At 71.9% G+C, this 19,428-nt stretch carries 21 protein-coding genes and 1 pseudogene; 9 read left to right on the top strand and 13 right to left on the bottom strand.

What is annotated here, in order from left to right:
• Nucleotides 1-62 precede the first annotated feature (62 nt).
• Entirely contained in the window at nucleotides 63-524 is a 462-nt protein-coding gene (locus GRC12_RS02095; protein ID WP_208776877.1) for a universal stress protein, read from the top strand.
• A 3-nt stretch (nucleotides 525-527) separates the two neighbouring features.
• On the opposite strand, the gene GRC12_RS02090 is transcribed toward GRC12_RS02095, so the two are convergent.
• On the bottom strand, nucleotides 528-1,166 hold the full coding sequence (locus GRC12_RS02090; protein WP_208776876.1) for a class I SAM-dependent methyltransferase: 639 nt from the start codon (nucleotides 1,164-1,166) through the stop codon (nucleotides 528-530).
• 154 nt (nucleotides 1,167-1,320) lie between these two features.
• The gene (locus GRC12_RS02085) at nucleotides 1,321-2,388 is read right to left on the bottom strand and encodes an isopenicillin N synthase family dioxygenase (RefSeq protein ID WP_208776875.1); all 1,068 of its coding nucleotides are present in this window, start codon (nucleotides 2,386-2,388) and stop codon (nucleotides 1,321-1,323) included.
• A 182-nt stretch (nucleotides 2,389-2,570) separates the two neighbouring features.
• Here GRC12_RS02085 and GRC12_RS45260 point away from each other — a divergent pair.
• Nucleotides 2,571-2,780 (top strand): annotated as a pseudogene (locus GRC12_RS45260) (amino acid permease); the annotation flags it as partial.
• A 32-nt stretch (nucleotides 2,781-2,812) separates the two neighbouring features.
• Here the strand turns inward: GRC12_RS45260 and GRC12_RS02080 are convergent.
• Nucleotides 2,813-3,631 (bottom strand): alpha/beta fold hydrolase, encoded by an 819-nt coding sequence (locus tag GRC12_RS02080; protein WP_208776874.1) that lies wholly within the window; start codon nucleotides 3,629-3,631, stop codon nucleotides 2,813-2,815.
• Between the two features lie 73 nt (nucleotides 3,632-3,704).
• Here GRC12_RS02080 and GRC12_RS02075 point away from each other — a divergent pair, with 73 nt between their 5' ends.
• Both GRC12_RS02075 and GRC12_RS02070 read left to right on the top strand, forming a co-directional pair.
• Nucleotides 3,705-4,175 (top strand): MarR family winged helix-turn-helix transcriptional regulator, encoded by a 471-nt coding sequence (locus tag GRC12_RS02075; RefSeq protein WP_208776873.1) that lies wholly within the window; start codon nucleotides 3,705-3,707, stop codon nucleotides 4,173-4,175.
• 307 nt (nucleotides 4,176-4,482) lie between these two features.
• On the top strand, nucleotides 4,483-4,863 hold the full coding sequence (locus tag GRC12_RS02070; RefSeq protein WP_308286449.1) for a VOC family protein: 381 nt from the start codon (nucleotides 4,483-4,485) through the stop codon (nucleotides 4,861-4,863).
• Between the two features lie 36 nt (nucleotides 4,864-4,899).
• Here the strand turns inward: GRC12_RS02070 and GRC12_RS02065 are convergent, their stop codons facing one another.
• Nucleotides 4,900-6,051, bottom strand: a complete 1,152-nt coding sequence (locus GRC12_RS02065; protein WP_208776871.1) for a CapA family protein — start codon at nucleotides 6,049-6,051, stop codon at nucleotides 4,900-4,902.
• A 201-nt stretch (nucleotides 6,052-6,252) separates the two neighbouring features.
• On the opposite strand from GRC12_RS02065, the gene GRC12_RS02060 reads away from it, so the two are divergent.
• From GRC12_RS02060 to GRC12_RS02050, 3 genes are all read left to right on the top strand, one after another.
• Nucleotides 6,253-6,798: a sigma-70 family RNA polymerase sigma factor gene (locus GRC12_RS02060; RefSeq protein ID WP_208776890.1), complete on the top strand. Its 546-nt coding sequence runs from the start codon at nucleotides 6,253-6,255 to the stop codon at nucleotides 6,796-6,798.
• Nucleotides 6,799-6,954: 156 nt separating this feature from the next.
• Nucleotides 6,955-7,470 carry a hypothetical protein gene (locus GRC12_RS02055; protein ID WP_133046575.1) on the top strand — a complete coding sequence of 172 codons (516 nt, stop codon included), beginning with the start codon at nucleotides 6,955-6,957 and terminating at the stop codon, nucleotides 7,468-7,470.
• Nucleotides 7,471-7,619: 149 nt separating this feature from the next.
• Nucleotides 7,620-8,273 (top strand): zf-HC2 domain-containing protein, encoded by a 654-nt coding sequence (locus tag GRC12_RS02050; RefSeq protein ID WP_208776870.1) that lies wholly within the window; start codon nucleotides 7,620-7,622, stop codon nucleotides 8,271-8,273.
• 3 nt (nucleotides 8,274-8,276) lie between these two features.
• On the opposite strand, the gene GRC12_RS02045 is transcribed toward GRC12_RS02050, so the two are convergent.
• Nucleotides 8,277-9,179, bottom strand: a complete 903-nt coding sequence (locus tag GRC12_RS02045) for an aminoglycoside phosphotransferase family protein (protein WP_208776869.1) — start codon at nucleotides 9,177-9,179, stop codon at nucleotides 8,277-8,279.
• 87 nt (nucleotides 9,180-9,266) lie between these two features.
• Here GRC12_RS02045 and GRC12_RS02040 point away from each other — a divergent pair, with 87 nt between their 5' ends.
• Nucleotides 9,267-9,632, top strand: a complete 366-nt coding sequence (locus GRC12_RS02040) for a response regulator transcription factor (RefSeq protein ID WP_439959862.1) — start codon at nucleotides 9,267-9,269, stop codon at nucleotides 9,630-9,632.
• A gap of 27 nt (nucleotides 9,633-9,659) precedes the next feature.
• On the opposite strand, the gene GRC12_RS02035 is transcribed toward GRC12_RS02040, so the two are convergent.
• From GRC12_RS02035 to GRC12_RS02025, 3 genes are all read right to left on the bottom strand, one after another.
• Nucleotides 9,660-10,523 carry an Fpg/Nei family DNA glycosylase gene (locus GRC12_RS02035; protein ID WP_208776868.1) on the bottom strand — a complete coding sequence of 288 codons (864 nt, stop codon included), beginning with the start codon at nucleotides 10,521-10,523 and terminating at the stop codon, nucleotides 9,660-9,662.
• 41 nt (nucleotides 10,524-10,564) lie between these two features.
• Nucleotides 10,565-12,652 (bottom strand): SpoIIE family protein phosphatase, encoded by a 2,088-nt coding sequence (locus GRC12_RS02030; protein WP_208776867.1) that lies wholly within the window; start codon nucleotides 12,650-12,652, stop codon nucleotides 10,565-10,567.
• 91 nt (nucleotides 12,653-12,743) lie between these two features.
• Entirely contained in the window at nucleotides 12,744-13,697 is a 954-nt protein-coding gene (locus GRC12_RS02025; RefSeq protein ID WP_208776866.1) for a DUF6777 domain-containing protein, read from the bottom strand.
• Nucleotides 13,698-13,804: 107 nt separating this feature from the next.
• Here GRC12_RS02025 and GRC12_RS02020 point away from each other — a divergent pair, with 107 nt between their 5' ends.
• Nucleotides 13,805-15,229, top strand: coding sequence for a lipase maturation factor family protein (locus tag GRC12_RS02020; RefSeq protein ID WP_208776865.1), 1,425 nt, complete (start codon nucleotides 13,805-13,807; stop codon nucleotides 15,227-15,229).
• 7 nt (nucleotides 15,230-15,236) lie between these two features.
• On the opposite strand, the gene GRC12_RS02015 is transcribed toward GRC12_RS02020, so the two are convergent.
• From GRC12_RS02015 to GRC12_RS01995, 5 genes are read right to left on the bottom strand one after another with little or no spacing between them, the layout of a single operon-like run.
• Nucleotides 15,237-16,061, bottom strand: a complete 825-nt coding sequence (locus GRC12_RS02015; protein ID WP_208776864.1) for an amidohydrolase family protein — start codon at nucleotides 16,059-16,061, stop codon at nucleotides 15,237-15,239.
• On the bottom strand, nucleotides 16,058-16,372 hold the full coding sequence (locus tag GRC12_RS02010) for an L-rhamnose mutarotase (protein WP_208776863.1): 315 nt from the start codon (nucleotides 16,370-16,372) through the stop codon (nucleotides 16,058-16,060). Before GRC12_RS02010 ends, GRC12_RS02015 begins: the two co-directional genes overlap by 4 nt.
• Entirely contained in the window at nucleotides 16,369-17,328 is a 960-nt protein-coding gene (locus tag GRC12_RS02005) for an aldo/keto reductase (protein ID WP_208776862.1), read from the bottom strand. Before GRC12_RS02005 ends, GRC12_RS02010 begins: the two co-directional genes overlap by 4 nt.
• Nucleotides 17,329-17,330: 2 nt before the next feature.
• Nucleotides 17,331-18,086, bottom strand: a complete 756-nt coding sequence (locus GRC12_RS02000) for an SDR family NAD(P)-dependent oxidoreductase (protein WP_208776861.1) — start codon at nucleotides 18,084-18,086, stop codon at nucleotides 17,331-17,333.
• Nucleotides 18,083-19,423: an L-fuconate dehydratase gene (locus GRC12_RS01995; RefSeq protein WP_208776860.1), complete on the bottom strand. Its 1,341-nt coding sequence runs from the start codon at nucleotides 19,421-19,423 to the stop codon at nucleotides 18,083-18,085. Before GRC12_RS01995 ends, GRC12_RS02000 begins: the two co-directional genes overlap by 4 nt.
• Nucleotides 19,424-19,428 lie beyond the last annotated feature (5 nt).

The following is a 19,428-nucleotide window of genomic DNA, read 5'->3' as shown; positions in this document are numbered from 1 at the left end:
TGGGCGCCCGCCGAGGGGCCCGCGGGACGGTGGGACCTGCGGTTTCCGATAGCCTCGCAGCCGTGACGGAACAGCACTCTCACCAGTTCGAGCGGGGCACGGACGGGCCGAAGGTCATCGTGGTCGGAGTGGACGGCTCCGACTCCTCCCTGCGCGCCGCGGCATACGCCGCCGGCCTGGCCCGACGCCAGCACGCGCTTCTCGCCGTCGTCTACGTCCAGCCGGTGATGGCGGCGGGCGCGGCGATGGGGGCGCCGGTCGCCGAGACGACGGACGAGATCGCCGAGGACCTCAAGACGCAGATCCGGGAGGGGACCGAGCGGCTGAAGGGGATATTCGACGTGCGCTGGGAGTTCCACACCTTCCGCGGCGACCCCTACAGCGGTCTGGTCAAGGCGGCCGACGAACTGAAGGCGGACGCGGTGGTGGTGGGCGCCTCGGAACAGGCGGGCCACCGGATCGTCGGCTCGGTGGCGGTCCGCCTGGTGAAGGCGGGGCGCTGGCCGGTAACGGTGGTGCCGTAGGGCTCAGCGCTTACGGCAGAGCATCTGCACGGCCCGCGACCGGTGGCCGTTCATCGTGCCGACGTCGATACGGCGCTCGTCCACCACGTCCATGTCCGCCAGCAGGGCGTGCAGATCCGCGATGCCGTGGTGCCGGCACACGGCGCCGTCGTCGGTGACGAAGACCCCGTACGGAGCGCCGGACCGCCGGGCGGGCGCGGCATAGCGGTCCCGGTTGCGGTCGTCGTCCTGAAGCAGCAGATCGCTGACATGGAGCAGCCCGCCCGGTGCCAGGACCCGGCCCAGTTCGGCCACGAGCGCCCGCTGGTCCTCCTCGTCGGGGACACAGGTCAGCACCGCGAACAACAGGACGACGTCGAAGCTCGCCGCGGCGTACGGAAGAGCCGGCGGGGACTGCAGTACCTCGAAGCGCAGATCCGGTCGCATACGGCGGCCCCGCGCGATCAGGGCGGCGGACGGATCCGCGCCGCGCACGTCGGAGAACCCCTGCTCCGTCAGCTCGACCATCACCCGGCCGTATCCACAGCCGTAGTCAAGGATCCGGGCCTGCCTGCCGAATCGCGCCGCCCAAGCGGAGTGCACCGGGTGGGTGAACACCTTGGCGGCACCGGGGCCGTTCCAGTAGGCGAGTTGTCCGGTCATACGGGGAGAGCATAGAGGGGGCTGTGGAGCTGGGCAGGCCTCCGTGCGGCCCGTGTGGTTGTTGTGGGAGGACGCGGCGTTCCGGGGGCTGCCGGGGCGTGGAGTCGTTGGTTCGACGCCCGTGTCGCCGGCCGTGGCGTCGGGGTGGGAGGGGTCAGGCCGGGTGCAGGGCTTGCTCGTGGAGGCGGGTGAGGGTTTTCAGGGCCGAGTCGGCGTCCATGCGGGTCGTGGTGATGCGGTCGGGGTAGCAGCGGCGGAACATCGAGGTGAAGTGGGTGCCGTAGTGGATGTGGTCGGCGGGGGCCGCCGGCTCCAGGGGGCGGGCGACCGCGTTGAAGGCCGGCTCGTGGAAGTAGGCGAGGGTGTAGCGCTCGCGGTCGGCCAGACGCACCTTGTGCGGGGTGGACAGCAGGGCGCCGTCGGTCATGAACTGCATGATGTCGCCGGGGAAGACGGTGAACACTGCCGGGACCGGGGTGACGTAGGTCCACGGTTCGTCGTGTTCGTAGCGGCCGGCCATGGACTCGCCGGGCAGCCAGTTGCGGCCGCGTTCCTCGCCGGGGACGGGCGGGCGGACGTAGAGGCCGCCGACGTCGTCCTGGGCGGCGATGACGAGCAGGCCGTAGTCGGTGTGGGAGCCGATCCCGCGCGCGGAGGCGGCGGTGGCGGGCGGGAAGCGCAGCACCCGCATGTGGTGCCAGCCGGCGGCGGTGAGGCGGGTGAAGTGGTCCGGGTCGGCGAGGCCCAGGCCCAGCGCGGTGAGGCGGAGCAGACGCTGGCCGAGTTCGCCGACGAGGGCCATATACCGCTTCATGGCGTGGGCGTAGGCGGCTGACGGCCAGGGCGTGGGGCCGTGGCAGGGCCAGCGTTCGATGACGCGGGGGTCGTCGGCGGGGATGTCGGGGCAGACGGTGAAGATCTCCGAGCCGTCCTTCTCTCCCGCGGTCTCCTCCTCGCCCGAGGCGACATAGCCGCTGTAGGTGAGGTCGGAGACGTACGTGGCCTTCTCCCGCAGGGGCCGGGCGCAGAAGGCGCGGGAGGCCGCCAACGCCTGCTCCGTGGCCGCCTGTTGGGCGGTGGTCGCCCGGATCTGGAAGATGCCGTCCGTCTGCCAGGCCCTGACGAGGGCCCGTCCGAGGTCCCGGTCGGCGTCGGTGCCGGTGACGGGGTGGGGTGACGAGAAGGTCTGCAGGGGTGCCGGGGCCGGTTTGTCGCTGCTCATGCGAGGAACTCCCAGAGCGATGCGAGTGGTTGCGCGCCAAACTACTGCCGACCCCGCCTTGCTGAACAGCGGTTCAGTTCACATGGCGGGGCCATCTAGCTGCGCGGCCTCTTCCGTGGCGGGCGGGCCTGGGTCGTCATGATCCGCCTTCGGCCGTTGCCGAACGGGAAGCGGCGAGGCTCATGGCCGGGCCCGGGGCAGACGAGGCAATTCTCCGCCGCAAACCGATCGAGTACGTCGAGGAGACGGAGGGCGGCGCGGGAACCCGGCTCGACCGGTCCCTGGGGCTGCGGCAGCTCACCGCGATCGGCGTAGGCGGCATCATCGGCGCGGGCGCCGCGGGTCTGGGGGCTGTCCCCCAGACAACGCAGGCCCCGGCCGGAACCGTAGCCGACGATACGCCCCGGCGAGGTGTCAGTGGGTTTCAGAGGCCACGGAGGAAGTCGAGGAGCAGACCGTTGAACTCCTCGGGCCGCTCCAGGTTCGGGAAGTGCGAGACGCCCTCGACCAGCACGGAGCGCCCACTCGGGGCCGTACGGGCGAACCGTTCCGCGTCGGCGATCAGGTCGGGCGAGTCGAGCGCGCCGTTGACGGTGAGCACGGGGACGTCGATCTTCGGCACCCGGGGCCAGGTGTCGGCCATGGGAACGTGCCAGTTCACCTCGCCTGGGGTGTGCTTGGCGATGGTGTGCAGGGCCATCTCGCGCAGGCGGTCCGGAATGCGCGGTTCGATCTCGTCGGCCGTGCGGAACGGGCCGGCGACGGACCCGAGGAACACCTTGAGCCAGCCCTCGACGTCACCGGCGTTCAGGGCTTCGGCGGAGGCGGCGACGACCTTCCGCGTCGGTTCGTAGGTGTACTGGAAGTCGCTGACGGAGGCGCCGCTCATGACGAGGCCCCGCACCAGTTCCGGGTACTCGATCGCGGTGTCGCCCGCGATGGCGCCGCCCATCGACACCCCGACCAGGGCGGCGGGGCCGGCGCCGAGGTGCTGGAGCAGTCCGGCGAGGTCGTCGGCCCAGCGGAAGGGCTCGCTCGCGTTGGCGGACCAGCCGTGACCGCGGGTGTCCGGCGCGATCACCCGGTACCCCGCCTCGGCGAGCGCGGGGATCTGGTCGTCGAAGAGGCGGTGGTCGACGTAGCCGGAGTGCAGGAGCACCACGAGGTCTCCGGATCCGGTGTCGAGGTAGGCGAGATCGCCGTCGGCGGACGCGAAGTAGCTCGGTTCGGAAGCAACCGTCATGACAACCAAGGTGTCATGTCTCGCCCGCTTTGACAACCTGGTTGTCATGACGGCTTCGGTGCATGATGTCCGGGTGAACGACGACGCCCCCCTCTCCCCCGACGAACTCGGCGACCGCGTCTCCGAGGTGTTCGACCTGATCGGCGCGCTCTACCGTCGCGGCCTGCGCAAGGTCGAGCAGGGCGAACAGGTCGAGGGCGTCTCGGTGGGCGTACGCTCCGTGCTCGTCCTGCTGCGCCGCCACGGGTCCATGACGGTGCCCCAGATGGGCCGGATCATGGCGCTGACCCGGCAGTTCGTGCAGCGCATGGTCAACGACGCGGTGGCCGAGGGATGGGCCGAGATCACCCCCAACCCCGCCCACCAGCGGTCCTCGCTGATCCGGATCACCAAGGCGGGCGAGACGATGATCGACACCATCCTGGAACGCGAGCACGCCCTGAACCGGCAGGTCGGCGGCGATCTCACCGAGGCGGAACTCCGGGCTTGTGTGCGGGTGCTGAAGGAGATGCTGAAGACCTTCGACCACGTGGACGTCGAGTGACCCGACGGACCGTGTGCGCCACGTCACACGGCAGCGGGCGTCAACGGCGGAACAACCCGGCCCGGTCGGCCGTTCATGTGTACGTGGCTGCGGAGGGGACAGTGTCCCCGGGCCTCACCTACAGCCCATGGGGACGATCGTCCGGCTGAAGCCCCATGGAGCACCCCGCCGAGAGGCGACCGCCCTCCGCGATCCACCATCCACGGCCCCGGCTGGCCTCCCCCGTCCAGCCGGGGCTCTCTCATGTCCCCCGATGACGGACACTCATACCGCGTCACTCCACGTCATCGCGAGAGGAAAAGGCTCCGTGCACAGAAGCCGCGTCTACGCCGTTCTGATCGACACCCCCGAGTCCGAGGCCGCCAAGGCGGCGGACTTCTGGTCGGCCGCTCTCGGCGTGACCGCCCGGCCGTTCCCGCCGGCGCCGGAGTTCACCACACTCCACCAGGCCCTTCCCGGGCTTGTCATGGCGGTGCAGGCCGTCGACGACGCTCCCCGCATCCATCTGGACATCGAGACGGACGACGTCGAGGCGGAAACCGCGCGCCTGACCGCCCTGGGCGCCGAGCAGGTGTCGCAGTGGCAGGAGTGCCGCGTACTGCGGGCGCCCGGCGGTCACCTGATGTGCGTGCTGCCCGTGGAGACCGACCCGGAGACGTTCAAGGCGCAGGCCAACGTCTGGTCATGACGGCGCGATGACCGCCCGCGGCTCCGCCGCGTTCCGTCACTTCCCCATCACCAGCCCGTCCTTCGCCGCGCCCCGGCTCAGCACGACGTCGCGGATGCGGTCGCGCACCGCCGTTACGTCGGCGCCCTGTTCCAGGGCCCGGTTGAGGTCGACCACCCGGCCGGCGTCGATGTCGAACATCTGCGGGACGAACTCGGCCCGGGTCACCTGCCAGCGGCCGCCCGGCCGGGCCGGCGGGGCGAAGGTGAAGCGGCCGATGGTGGACTGGTTGCCGCGCGGGTCCTGTTGGCCGTCGTTGGCGTACATCTCGCCGGCGATCTGGTCGCCCAGGCCGTAGACGACCCAGGTGCCGTTGACCTTCTCGTACGCCTGCGGGACATGGGCGTGGGTGCCGAGGACGAGGTCGATGTCGGGCCGGTCGCCCGTGCGGGCGGCGGTGAGCCGCCTGGCCAGGGCGAGTTGCTGCGCGTCGGGCGCCTCCTGCCACTCGGTGCCCCAGTGCAGGGAGACGACGACCACGTCGGCGCCGGCCCGCCGGGCGGCCCGGGCGTCGGCGACGACCTGGTTCTCGTCGAGCAGGCCCACGGCCCACGGCTCGCCCGGCGGCAGGGGGAAGCCGTGGGTGTCGTAGGTGTAGGCGAGGTGGGCCACCTTCGCCGGGCCCGCGCGCAACAGCGTGACCGTGCGCGCCTCGGCCTCGGTGCGGGCCGAGCCCGCGTGCCGTACCCCCGCCGCCTCGAGGACGTCGAGGGTGTGGTGGACGCCCTGGGCGCCGTCGTCGAGGATGTGGTCGGAGGCGGTGGAGCAGCCGTCGTAGCCGGTGGCGGAGAGGGCCTGGGCCAGCTCGGGCGGGGCCTCGACGGCGGGGTGGCCGGTGTAGTCGCCGTTCGCGCCGAAGACGGTGTCAAGGTGACACAGCGCCACATCGGCGCGGGAGACCGTGTGCCCGTCCCCGGCGAGCATCGGACGGAAGTCGTAGGCGCGGCCACCGCCGTCGAAGCGGGCGCGGTCGATGATCGAGCCGTGCGGCAGGATGTCGCCGGAGGCGACGAGCGTGAAGCCGCGGGCGGCCGGCGGGGCAGGGTGTCCGGCGTGGACCGCCGCTCGGTGGTGCTGGGCCTGGCAGGCGGCGCCCCCGGCGAGGACGGCCGTGAGGGCCAGGGCAACCTGTCGTCTGCGTGCAATCATCAGTTCACCCCAGAGTGGTCATATTTACCGACAAACGGTACGAAGGTGACAGACCCCGCAGCCGGTTGCGGCACGCCGATTAGCCCGTCCGGCGCTCGCGGGGGACCGTTCGTCGAACCGTTCGCCGACGCGATCGACCGTCCGCCGCAGATCCCCGTGCGGACCCTGTCCGACATCGGCACCCTGCGATGCCATACGGCCATGACGGCCGGAACCACCCTCACGAACGGGACGACCGCCGAGCACGAGCTCGCCGCAGTGCAGCGGGAGCACGGCCGGCCCCTCTTCGCCTTCCTCCTCCGGCTGTGTGACGGCGACCGGCAGCGCGCCGAGGACCTGGTGCAGGAGACGCTGGTCCGCGCCTGGCAGCACCCCGAGGCCCTGCGCGCCGACGACTTCGAGTCCGTACGGCCCTGGCTGCTGACCGTCGGGCGGCGGCTCGCCATCGACGCCCGGCGGGCGCGGCAGGCGCGTCCGGCCGAGGTCGGGGACGCGGTCCTGGAGAACGCGCGGGTCATCGGCGACCACGCCGAGCGGGCCGCCGCGACCCTCGACGTACGCGAGGCTGTGAAGACACTCACTCCGGAGCACCGTGAAGTCCTGGTGCTCGTGTACTTCCAGGGTGCGAGTGTGGCGGAGGCCGCCGAAACCCTGGGGATTCCGCCCGGTACCGTGAAGTCCCGCGCGTACTACGCGCTGCGCGCCCTGCGCCGGGTGCTTCCCGGATACGCGGCCGACCTGCGGTGAAACCGACGGCTCAGTCAAACCTCCGTAAAGCGCCTTGCTGAGGACCCCGGTTGAGTAATCGGCTGTCCTCATCCGTGTTCCGGACTGGGGGGCTCGGGGTCCGGATCCGGGCCCGGAGCCGGGCGACGCGCACGCACCGGAGGAAGGCAGGAAGGGATGCTGCACAGAGGTCAAGAGAGCACGGACGGCGCCGGAGACGGTGAACTGGTCGTCCCGATGGCCTGGTTGTACGCCGAGTACATCGCCGACGAGCTGCTCAGGACGGGCGATCTGATGCCGCCGACGTCCATGGAGTTCCGGGCCGGGCGTGACGCGCTGGCGCTGACCATCTTCCTCTCGGACACGGACGGCGAACTCTCCGGCATCCGGGTGGTCTCCCAGCTGGAGACCTGGCTGTCGCTGACCGCGTACGACCAGCCGTGGCAGGACTGGGTGGGCGAACGCATGGCCGACCTGTACGCCGAAGCGGTGGAGTCCGGCGCCCCGGCGCCCGACCTGGATCTGGCCGAGGCGGCCTGGCGCTGGCTGGAGGAGACCGAGTTGCTCGCGCCGGACCTGAACGCGGTGCCGGGCGGTGCCGGTGTGGTCGGTGAGGACGAGGGACCGAAGGTGTGGACGAAGGCCTGGCAGCTCGGTCTGCCGCTCGGCCATCTCGCCATCCATCTTTTTTAGATTCGTTCCGATCCGGACCAATCCGGGGGGCGGGCCGCTACGAATCCCTTGGTTGCGATTCTCCGTGTGGCTTGAGTGAATCTGCGGTCTGGTGCGTACCTGGGAGCAAGGAGTCACCCCACCCGCACCCAACGGCACGAGGATTCGGCATGAGGTCCCAGGAAACGCACCGCGACGTCGCCGCGTACGCGCTCGGCGTGCTGGACGAGGCGGACGCCTTCCGCTTCGAGGACCACCTCATGGAGTGCGCGCGCTGCGCCGCACACGTGACCGAATTCGGGCCCGTCGCCCGGCAGATGATGCTGTATCGCCGGGCGACACCGCGGTTCGTGAGCCCGATGACCCGGCCCGGCCCCCAGTTGCTCGACCGGCTGATGGGCGCGGTGGCGGCCCGTCACAAGGCGACGCGGCGGCGCTTCCTGTACGGCCTGGCCGCCTCGGTGGCCGTCGCCGCGGCCGGGCCCGGCATCGCGATGATGGCCAAGGGCGGCGACGACGGAGTGATGCGGGTCACCGCGACCGACGCGAAGTCGGGGGTGTGGGCCCGGGTGACGACGGCCGACGACTACTCGGGCAGCGACGTCAAGCTGGAGATCAAGGACGGCGCGGGCCCCCGCTCCTGCCGGCTGATCGCCGTCGGCCGGGACGGCTCCGAGCAGATCCTCACCAGCTGGACCGTCCCCAGCCACGACGCCCGCCCGATCACCATGCGGGGCACGTCCTCGATGCACATGAGTGAGATCGCCCGGTACGACGTGCGCACGGCCCAGGGCGAACACCTGGTGACACTGCAGCCGCACTGACGCCTAGGTCCGGCGCACCAGGAGCCGTTCGAGGATCGCCCGGCCCGCCGGCCCCCAGGTCCGCTGCCCTCCCGGCAGCCCCCGTTCCCAGGCCTGCCCGATGCCGATGAGGCCGAGGGCCCGCAGGACCGCCCAGCCGCGGGCGCGTCGGATCGTCGCCTCGTCCGCGCCGCCCCCGTCGGCCTCGAAGAACGCGGCCGAGACACCGGCCGGCAGCAGCATCCACGCGGCCGCGAGGTCCGTCGCCGGATCCCCCGCACAGAGGTCGCCGAAGTCGATCACACCGGTGAGCGTGCCGTCGCCGACGACCGCGTTCGCGGGATGGAGATCGGCATGCAGCCAGACCGCCGGGCCCGGATGAGCCGGAGCGGAGAGGGCCTCCTCCCACACGCAGCGCACAGCGGCGACGGGTACACGCGCGGCCACCGGTTCCAGCATCCGCTCGAACTCGTCCCTCAGGTCCCGCAGGAGGACACCGCGGTCCGCGCTGCGCGGCGCGTCCGCCGGAGCCGGCTGATGCAGGGCCCGCAGGAATCCGGCCAGCGCTTCGGCGGCCGGGCGGCCGCGGCTGACCGGGACGCGGTCGGCGGGCTCGCCGGGGACCCAGCGCGCCACGGTCCAGGAGCGCTGGAAGCGGGGCGAGGGTTCGCCGAGCCGTACCGGCGTCGGCACCGGCAACGGCAACGGCAGCCGGCCGGCCAGCAGGGGCAGCCACCGGTACTCCTTGCGCAACAACGACGGCGCCCGCTCGGTGCGCGGCAGCCGCACCGCCAACTCCTCCCCCAGCCGCCACAGTTGGTTGTCCCAACCGGCCGGTACCCGGCGCAGACCGAGTTCCGCGAGGTCGGGGTGCTGTTCGCGCAGGAGCGAGCGGACCAGGTCCTCGTCGATGGCGGCGCCGTTCACACGGTGACTCTACGAACCGCGCGCCCGGTAGACGAAGGCGGGGGGAACGTTCGGCCAGACGGTTGAGGTGCGCTCGACGGTCGGGAAGTGGTCGTGCAGGGCGGCGGCGAGGACGCGGTCGGCGAGGAGATCCTGGTGACCGTCCGGGCGGTGCTGCGGGGCGAGGTGATGATGGCGCCCTCGGTGGTGCGCCGGCTCGTGGAACGCTTCGTGCTGCCCGCGGCCCCGCCCGAGCAGAAGGGCCGCCTGGAGCGGCTGACCGAGCGCGAGCGGGACGTGCCGGCGCTGGTGGCGCGGGGGCTGAGCAACGGGGAGATCGCCGCGCGGCTCCACCTGGGCGAGACCACGGTCAAGACCCATCTGGGCCATGTGCTCGGCAAGCTGGAGCTGCGTGACCGGGTGCAGGCCGTCGTGTTCGCCTACGAGAGCGGGCTGGTGCGGGTCGGGGCATGACGTCCGCTGCTTCGGCCGTGACGGTCCCTACTTCAGCAGCCGTGACATCCTGCGGTCCGCGAGCGGTTTCCCCCCGGTCTGGCAGGTGGGGCAGTACTGGAGGGAGGAGTCGCTGAAGGAGACCTCGCGGATGGTGTCGCCGCACACCGGGCAGGGTTCGCCGGTGCGGCCGTGCACCCGCAGGCCGCTCTTCTTCTCGGCCTTCAGCCGGCCGGCCGCGACGCCGCGCGAGCGTTCCACCGCCTCCGTCAGCGTGGTGCGCAGGGCCTCGTACAGGCGGGTGGTCTCCTCGGGCGTGAGGCTCGCGGCGAGTTTGTACGGCGACATCTTCGCCGCGTGCAGGATCTCGTCGCTGTAGGCGTTGCCCACCCCGGCGATCAGGCTCTGGTCGCGCAGGGCGCCCTTGAGCCGGCGTCTCTCGTCCTTCAGCAGCCCGGCGAAGGTCTGCTCGTCGAAGTCGTCGGCGAGCGGGTCGGGGCCGAGGCGGGCGAGGCCCGGGACCTGTTGGGGATCCTGGACGACGTACACCGCGAGGCGTTTCTGGGTGCCGGCCTCCGTGAGGTCGAAGCCCTCGCCGGTCTCCAGGGCGACGCGCAGGGCGAGGGGTCCCTTGCCGGGGCGGGGCGGGCCGTCGGGAAGCCTGTCCCTCCACTGCAGCCAGCCGGCGCGGGCCAGATGGGTGACGAGATGCGGGCCCGAGTCGGTGACGAGGTCGAGGAACTTGCCGTACCGGCGCACGGCGGTGACCTCGCGGCCCTCGACGGAGGTGGGCGGCGGGTCGTACGTCTTCAGGACACTGATCGCGACGGGCAGCACGCGCACGATCTCGTGCCCGACCAGGTGCTCGGTCAGGAAGTCCTTGAGCGCTTCCACCTCGGGGAGTTCCGGCATACGTCCAGAGTGCCACCCGGCACCGACAACGACAGGCGGGTTCAGTCCCGTCCCGGCACGACGAACTCGCACCACACGCACTTGCCGCCGCCGCGCGCCTCCACCCCCCACGCGTCCGTGAGCAGGTCGACCAGCATCAGCCCGCGCCCCGAGACCCCCGACTCGCCCGCCTCGCGGCGGCGCGGCAGGGCGCTGGAGGAGTCCTCCACTTCGACGCGCAGCCGCCGGTCGCCGCCGGTGAGGACCCGGAGGGTGACGATCGCCGCGCCCTCGGTGTGCATCAGCGCGTTGGTGACCAGTTCGTCGGCGACCAGTTCGACCTCGTCCGCGCGGTCCTCGGCGCCCCAGGCGCGGACCGCGGCCCTGATCATGTGCCGGGCCTGGGTGAGGGCCTCGGGGTCGCCGGGTGCCACGTGCTGCTGGAGCCGGCCGCCGGACTGCTGGGTGTCCAGTCCGCGGCGGCGCAGCAGGAGCAGGGCCACGTCGTCGTCGCCCCCGCGGGCCTCGGCGATGTCGATGAGGCGGTCGGCGAGATCGCGGACGTCGTCGGGGCCGGCCGCGATCAGGGCGGTCAGGGTCTGCATGCCGTCGTCGAGGTCGGCGCCGGGCTGTTCGACCAGGCCGTCGGTGCACAGCACGAGCGTGTTGCCGGGATCGAGTTCGAGGGTGCCGACGGGGTAGTCGAGGCTGCGGAACTCGGCGGACAGGCCGAGCGGCAGCCCGCCCTCGACGGGGATGCGGCGGCAGACGCCGTCGGCCTCCCGGATCAGCGGGTCGATGTGCCCGGCCCGCACCACCTGTACCACCCCGGTCGACAGGTCGGCCTCGGCGTACAGGCAGGTCGCGAAGCGGTCGGTGTCGAGTTCGTGCAGGAAGACGGAGGCGCGGGCCATGACGGTCGCCGGGGTGTGGCCCTCGGCGGCGTAGGCGCGCAGCACGATGCGCAGCTGCCCCATGACGGCCGCGGCGTGGGTGTCGTGGCCCTGGACGTCGCCGATGACCGCCCCGACCCGGCCGCCGGGCAGCGGGATCAGGTCGTACCAGTCGCCGCCGATGTCACGGGCGAGGGAGCCCGCGGCGGCGCCGGCACGGTAGCGGACGGCGACGTCGGCGCCGCGCACGCTGGGGATGGTGCGCGGCAGCATCGCCTGCTGGAGACCGGAGGCGAGGTCCTTCTCCTGCTCGTAGAACATGGCCCGCTGCAGGCTCTGCGCGATGCTGCTGCCGAGGGCGACCAGCACGTTGCGTTCGTCGGGCGAGAAGCCGCGCCGGTCGCTGTAGAGCAGGCCCATGGCGCCGATCGGGCGGGCCTGGACGATCAGCGGCAGATAGGCCGCCGAGGTGATGTTCAGGTCGGTGATGTGCGGCCACAGGACGGGGAAGCCCTTGGCGAACTCCTCGGGCGACTCGATGAAGCGGGGGCTGAGGGTGCGTACGACCTCGCTCATCGGGTAGGGCTCGTCGATACCGGTGACGAGGGTGCCGGGTACGAAGCTGCCCTCGGGGCCCTCGGCGATCAGCCGGATCCGGCCGGCCTCGACCAGGCCCATGACCAGGCTGGTCGCGCCGAGATGGGTCAGTCCGTGGGTGTCCTTGAGGACGTCGATGACGTCCTGGACGGTGCGGGCGTGGGCGAGGGCGGCCGTGGTGAGCTGGACGACGTTGGTCTGCCGGCGCCGGGCCTCGTCCAGGGCGGCCTGCTCCTGCCGGGCCGCGCTCTCGATCAGCTCCTGGGTGGCGTCCCGGACGATTCCGATGATCCGGCGCGGGCGGCCGGTCTCGTCGCGCCGGATGTAGCCCTGGGTGTGGGTCCAGCGCAGGCTGCCGTCGCGGCGGCGGACGCGGAAGTAGGCGCCGTAGTTCTCGCTGCCGTCCTTCATGGCCTGGGTGACGGCGGTGTCGAGGCGGTAGGCCTCGGCCGGCGGGACCCGGACGGCGAGGGTTTCGGGACGGCCGTCGTATTCGTCGGGGCGCAGGTCGAAGACCTCGTGGGCCTGGGCGTCCATGTGGAACAGACCGCTGTCCAGGTCCCAGTCGAAACTGCCCATCTGGTTGAGCGCCAGGATCGGGTCCGGATGGGCGGGCCAGTCGTCCGGGAGTGACAGGGCGCTCGCTCCCCGATCAACCATGGGGCCACCTTGCCAGGGTTTGGCTGATTCTTCGACCGGGAGGCACCGGATTGTTGCGTCGAGTGCCCGTCCCGTGGTTGCGGACGACCGCTCAGCCGTCGAAGACGTCCGTGGGACTGTCGAAGACGGTGGTCGTCAGGCCGGGCGTCGGTGCCGGGGTGACCGTCGCCGTCGGGTCGTCGGCCGGCGCGGCCGCGGTGGCGGTTGGTTCGCCGGCGTCCGGGCTGGCGGGCGGTGTCGGCATCGTCGCCGGGGTCTCCCCGGCCGGTGGCGGTATGACGTGGTCGCGGTGCACGTCGTGACTGATGGGGCGTTCGATCCAGCCGCCGTGGACGACGTCGACGATCGTGACGGTGGTGATCGCCTGGGGTGCCGGGGTCACCACGATCACCTGGCCGGCCCGGAAGCCGGACCAGGAGCGGCCCTTGGTGCCGAAGCGGCCCCGTTCGGCGACGGCCGGAGCGAGGGGGTTGCCGCCCGCGCACCGCACGCGCGGTACGCCCCGGTCGTCGACGAGGACGGCGGTGCCGGCCTGGAGCACGGACTGGAAGTCCGTCGTCCGGCCGTGGCGGAAGCCGTGGTCGGTGACCCGGGTGTCGGCGCGCAGCAGGACCGGCGCGAGGTCGCGCAGGAAGTCCGGGACGGACGCCTCGGTGACGCCCTCGGCCCGGGCGAAGGCGCGTGTTTCGGCCGGGTCGGAGGTCAGGTAGGCGATCTGCCGGTTCACATCGCAAGAGCCGACGCGCGCGGTCCCGGCGTACAGCCCGGGGGTGCTGCCCGAGAGGGCCCGCGCGCTCGGGGCGCCCACCATCCGCGCCCCGCGGGCGGCGGCGGACGGGGTGGGCGTCGTGGTGGCCGTGGACGGGGTGAACGGGTCCGGTCCCTGGTCCGCGGCCGGCAGCAGAAAGACCTCACCGCTCGACCTGGTCTCCGTCCCGCCGCTGCCGGCGCAGCCGACGGCGATGACCGCCGCCGAGAGTGCGCAGGCGGTGGCGAGGGTTCCGGTGACTGTCCGCACCTCGTCCTCCAGCCTCGACGCAGGCAATTCGTCACTATTGTCTGCTTCACTCACTTGGGTTACGCAAGCGGAGAAGGGTTACACGGAGAGTGACATAGGGTTCGGCGCGACGATGAGGTGAGGAGCGCACGGCCGTGGACTGGTTCACCGCACCCGAGTACTGGATGAGCCGGCTGGTCTTCCAGCGGGCCCTGGCCGGCGTGTACCTGGTGGCGTTCCTGACGGCGGCCCTGCAGTTCCGCGCGCTGATGGGCGAGCGCGGCATGCTGCCGGTCCCCCGGTTCGTGCAGCGGGTGCGTTTCCGGCAGGCCCCGAGCGTCTTCCAACTCCATTACTCGGACCGCTTCTTCGCGGTCTGCGCCTGGACGGGCTGCGCGGTCTCGGGGGCACTGGCCGCCGGGCTGGACTCGTACGTCCCGCTCTGGGCCGGGATGCTTCTGTGGCTGATCCCCTGGGCCCTGTATCTGTCGATCGTCAACGTCGGTCAGACCTGGTACGCGTTCGGCTGGGAGTCCCTGCTGCTGGAGGTGGGGTTCCTGGCGGTCTTCGTCGGCAACGACGAGGTGGCCCCGCCGGTCGTCGTCCTGTTCCTCCTGCGCTGGATCCTCTTCCGTGTCGAGTTCGGCGCGGGGCTGATCAAGATGCGCGGTGACGCGTGCTGGCGGAAGCTGACGTGCCTCGACCACCACCACGAGACCCAGCCGATGCCGGGCCCGCTGAGCTGGTTCTTCCACCATCTGCCCAAGCCCGCACACCGGGTGGAGGTGGCCGCGAACCATGTCACCCAACTCGCGGTGCCCCTCCTGCTGTTCACACCCCAGCCGATCGCCACGGCCGCCGCTTCCCTGATGATCGTCACCCAGCTCTGGCTGGTGCTGTCGGGCAACTTCTCCTGGCTGAACTGGATCACCATCGTCCTGGCCGCCTCCGCGTTGCGGCTCCCCGAGGACGCGCCGTCCACGGTCCCGGCCACCCCGCTCTGGTACGAGGTCCTGGTGCTGGCCGTCGCCGTCCTCCTCGCGGGGCTGAGCTACCACCCCGTCCGCAACATGATCTCCCGCCGCCAGATCATGAACCGCTCCTTCGACCCGCTCCATCTGGTCAACACCTACGGGGCGTTCGGGAGCGTCAGCCGGATCCGGTACGAGGTGGTGATCGAGGGCACCGACGACGACGTGCCGCGGGAGGACTCGGACTGGCGGGAGTACGAGTTCAAGGGCAAGCCGGGCGATCCACGGCACTGGCCACGCCAGTTCGCGCCCTACCATCTGCGCCTGGACTGGCTGATGTGGTTCGCCGCGCTGTCGCCCGGATACGCCGGCTCCTGGTTCGGCGCCCTGGTGGAGCGGCTCCTGGAGAACGACCGCGACACCCTGCGCCTCCTGCGTCGCTCCCCGTTCCCGTCCGACGCCCCGCCCCGCTACATCCGCGCCCGCCTCTTCCGCTACCGGTACACGAGTTGGCGGGAGCTACGGGAGACGGGGGCGTGCTGGGAGCGGACCTACGTACGGGAGTACCTGCCGCCCACGCGGCTCACGGGGGTGGCGCAGCGGTCGTAGCGGTGGTCTAGAGGCCGTAGACACGGGTGGCCGTGGTCTCGAAGAGCTGGGTGTGTTCGGTGGGGGACGTCAACTGGCGCGCTGCGTCGATGACTTGTCCGTAGGTCGCGCGCTCCGTGCACACCGGCCAGTCCGAGCCGAACATCAGGCGGTCCGGGCCGAAGGCCTCCAGGGCCGTCTCGGCGTACGGGCGGAGGTAGTCGGTGGTCCAGCCTGCGGGGTTCGCCTCCGTGACCAGGCCGGAGAGTTTGGCGACGGTGTTGGGTCGGGCGGCGAGGGCGTGCAGGTCGGTGGACCAGGGAGTGAGGGTGCCCGAGGCGATCGGGGGCTTGCCCAGGTGGTCGAGGACGAAGGTGAGTTCGGGGAGGTCCGCCGCCGCCTTGGCGCAGGAGGGGAGCTGGTGGGGCAGGACGACCAGGTCGTAGACCAGGCCCGCGGTGGCCACGGCCGCGAGACCCCGGCGTACGTCCGGGCGCAGCAGCCATTCGGGGTCCGGCTCGCCCTGGACCTGGTGGCGGATGCCCTTGAGGTACGTGCCGCCGGGGAGTTCCCGCAGCCGGGCCAGTTCGTCGGCGAGGTCGGGACGGGTGAGGTCGGTCCAGCCGACCACGCCGGCGATGAGGTCGTGCGCGGCGGCCAGCTCCAGGAACTCGGGGGTCTCCTCCGGCACGGTGACCGTCTGGACCAGGACCGTGCGGTCGACCCCGGCGGCCCGCGCCTCGGGTTCGAGGTCGGCGACCGTGAACGTCCGCCGCAGCGGGCTGCCCTCGGGGATCCAGTCCTGGTCGCGGACCGCCAGGTCCCAGACGTGGTGGTGGGCGTCCACCGTCATGGCAGCTCCCAGACGACGGGCAGCCCCGCCTGCGCGCCCTCGGAGGAGTAGTCGTGCACCACGTCCAGCAGCTCCGCCATCCGGGCCTGCCAGGTGATGTTGACCGGGAGCTTCTCCAGCTCGGCGAGGAGGCGGCTGTAGTCCTCGCACTCCAGGACGTGGAAGAGGTCGGTGCCGCTGCGCCAGATGGTCCAGGAGGTGGCGCCGGCCGCGCGGATGGCGTCCGTGAGCTCCTTGGGGACCTCGCGGTGGGCGGCCTCGTACTCGGCGATGCGGTCCGCGCGGACCTTGGTGTGCAGGGCGACTCTCATGACGGTTCCTCGGCGGGTACGGGGGCATGCGTGGGGAGCAGTCCGGTCTCGCGCAGCTCCTGCCAGAAGGCGGCGGGCACCGGCGTCGCGTACTGGTCGGCGCAGTCGTGGACCTCCGCCGCCGAACGGGCTCCCACCAGGACGCTCGTGACGGCCGGGTGCGCCGCGCAGAAGGCGAGGGCGGCGGCCCGCAGGGTGCTGCCGTGCCGCTCTGCGACCGCCTGCATGCCAAGGGCCCGGTCCAGCAACTCGGGTGGCACAGCAGCGTAGTTGTAGGTCGCCCCCGGCTTCGGATCCGCCAGCAGGCCCGAGTTGAAGGCTCCCCCGATCACCACCGAGACACCCCGGGCGAGGGCCGCGGGGAGGAGCTCCGTGAGCGCGCTCTGGTCGAGCAGGGTGTAGCGGCCGGCGCACAGCACCACGTCGACGTCGGTCTCGCGGACGAAACGGGTGAGCATCTCGGCCTGGTTCATCCCCGCGCCGATCGCGCCGACCACGCCTTCCGAACGGAGCTTCTCCAGCGCGGGATACGCCTCCCGGAAGGCCTGTTCGGCGTGGTCGTCCGGGTCGTGCAGGTAGACGATGTCGACGCGGTCGACGCCGAGCCGTTCCAGGCTGGCGTCGAGGGTGCGGCGGATGCCGTCCGCGGTGAAGTCCCACACCCGGCGGTGGGTGGCGGGGACGGCGAAGCCGTGCGCGAGGTCGTCCCCGCCCTCGGACGAGGGCTCAAGACGGCGGCCGACCTTGGTGGAGAGCGTGTACTGCTCACGCGGGTGCTCGCGCAGGACCGCGCCGAGGCGGCGTTCGGACACGCCGAGCCCGTAGTGGGGTGCGGTGTCGTAGTAGCGGATGCCGCGCCGCCAGGCGGCGGAGACGGCCTCGTACGCCTGCTCGTCGGTGACCTCGGTGTAGAGGCCGGCGATGCCGGCCGCTCCGAGACCGAGTCCATGCGGCATGTTCACCGGCCCACCGGCCTCAGCCGCAGTCCCTGCATGCCGCCGTCGACGGCGAGGGAGGTGCCGGTGGTGGCTCCGGAGAGTGGGCTGGCCAGGTAGGCGATGGCGCCCGCGACCTCTGCGGCGGAGACCAGGCGGCCGGTGGGCTGGCGGGCCTCCAGTGCGGCGCGTTCGGCGGCGGGGTCGGGGGCCTTGTCCAGCAGGCGGCCGACCCAGGGGGTGTCGGCCGTACCGGGATTGACGCAGTTGACGCGGATGCCCTCGCGGACGTGGTCGGCGGCCATGGCGAGGGTCAGCGCGTACACGGCGCCCTTGGTCGCGCTGTAGAGCGCGCGTTGCGGGAGGCCGGCGGTGGCGGCGATGGAGCAGGTGTTGACGATCGCCGCGTGCCGCGATGCGCGCAGATGCGGGAGCGCGGCGCGGGTCACGCGCACCATGCCGACCACGTTGACGTCCAGGACCCGGTGCCACTCGGCGTCGTCGTTGTCCTCGACGGTGCCCTGGGCGCCGATGCCCGCGTTGTTGACCACCACGTCGAGACCGCCGAGCTCGGCGACCGCGGCGGCCACCGCCTCTCGTACGGAGGTGTCGTCGCCGACGTCCGCCCGGAAGCCGAGCAGCGGCTTCTCCACCGGGGACGGGTCGAGGTCGAGGACGGCGACCTGGGCGCCGCGGGCGGCGAGGAGTTCGGCCGTGGCCCGTCCGATGCCGGAGGCTCCGCCGGTGACCAGGGCCTTCAGCCCCTCGAAGTCGGTCATGCCGCCTGTCCCTTCTTCTCGTCGAGGTCGGCGACCCAGAAGTCGCCGTCGGGAAAGGTGTACCGCGCGATCGACTCGGGACGCATGGCGGCCGAGAATCCGGGCGCGGCGGGTGCCTGGTAGTGGCCCTCGCGGATCACCACCGGGTCGAGGAAGTGGTCGTGCAGATGGTCGACGTACTCGATGACCCGGTTCTCGGTGGTGCCGGTGACCGCCACGTAGTCGAACATCGACAGGTGCTGGACGAGTTCGCACAGGCCGACGCCGCCGGCGTGCGGGCAGACCGGGACGCCGAACTTGGCGGCGAGCAGCAGGATGGCCAGGTTCTCGTTGACGCCGCCGACGCGGGCCGCGTCGATCTGGACGACGTCGAGGGCACCGGCCTGCAGCAGCTGCTTGAAGACGATCCGGTTCTGCACGTGCTCGCCGGTGGCCACCTTGACCGGGGCGACGGCCTCGCGGATCGCGGCGTGGCCGAGGACGTCGTCGGGGCTGGTGGGCTCCTCGATCCAGTACGGGTCGAACTCGGCCAGCGCCTTGGTCCAGCGGATCGCCTCCGCCACGTCCCAGCGCTGGTTGGCGTCGATGGCCATGCGGATGTCCGGTCCGACGACCGAGCGGGCGACCCGGCAGCGGCGGATGTCGTCCTCGAGGTCGGCGCCGACCTTCAGTTTGATCTGGGTGAAGCCGTCGGCGACGGCCTGTGCGGCGAGCCGGGTGAGCTTCTCGTCGCTGTAGCCGAGCCAGCCCGCGGAGGTGGTGTAGCCGGGGTAGCCGCGCTCCAGCAGCCGGGCGGTGCGCTCCTCGGCGCCCGGCCTGCCCCGGCGCAGGATCTCCAGCGCCTCCACGGGGGTGAGGGCGTCGGTGAGGTACCGGAAGTCGATCTGCCCGACCAGCCACTCGGGGTCGGCCTCGGCGAGCAGCCGCCACAGGGGCTTGTCGGCGCGCTTGGCGGCGAGGTCCCACACGGCGTTGGTGACCGCGCCGATCGCCATGTGCATCACGCCCTTCTCGGGCCCGAGCCAACGCAGTTGGCTGTCCCCGATCAAGTCGCGGTAGACCTGGCCCGGGTCGGCGCACAGTTCGTCGACGGACCGTCCGACCACGTGGTGGCGCAGCGCGTGGATCGCGGCGACCTGGACATCGTTGCCCCGCCCGATGGTGAAGGTGAAGCCGTGCCCCTGCGGACCGTCCTCGTCGTCGGTGCGCAGCACGACGTAGGCGGCCGAGTAGTCGGGGTCCGGGTTCATCGCGTCGGAGCCGTCGAGCTCGCGCGAGGTCGGGAACCGGATGTCGTAGGTGTCGACCGCGGTGATGCGGACGGGCGTCGGGGACACGGAGT

Source organism: Streptomyces griseorubiginosus (assembly GCF_017614965.1).
Taxonomy (GTDB): Bacteria; Actinomycetota; Actinomycetes; order Streptomycetales; family Streptomycetaceae; genus Streptomyces; species Streptomyces griseorubiginosus_B.
Note: the sequence above shows the minus strand (reverse complement) of the source record. Positions and strands in the feature narration are given on the sequence as shown.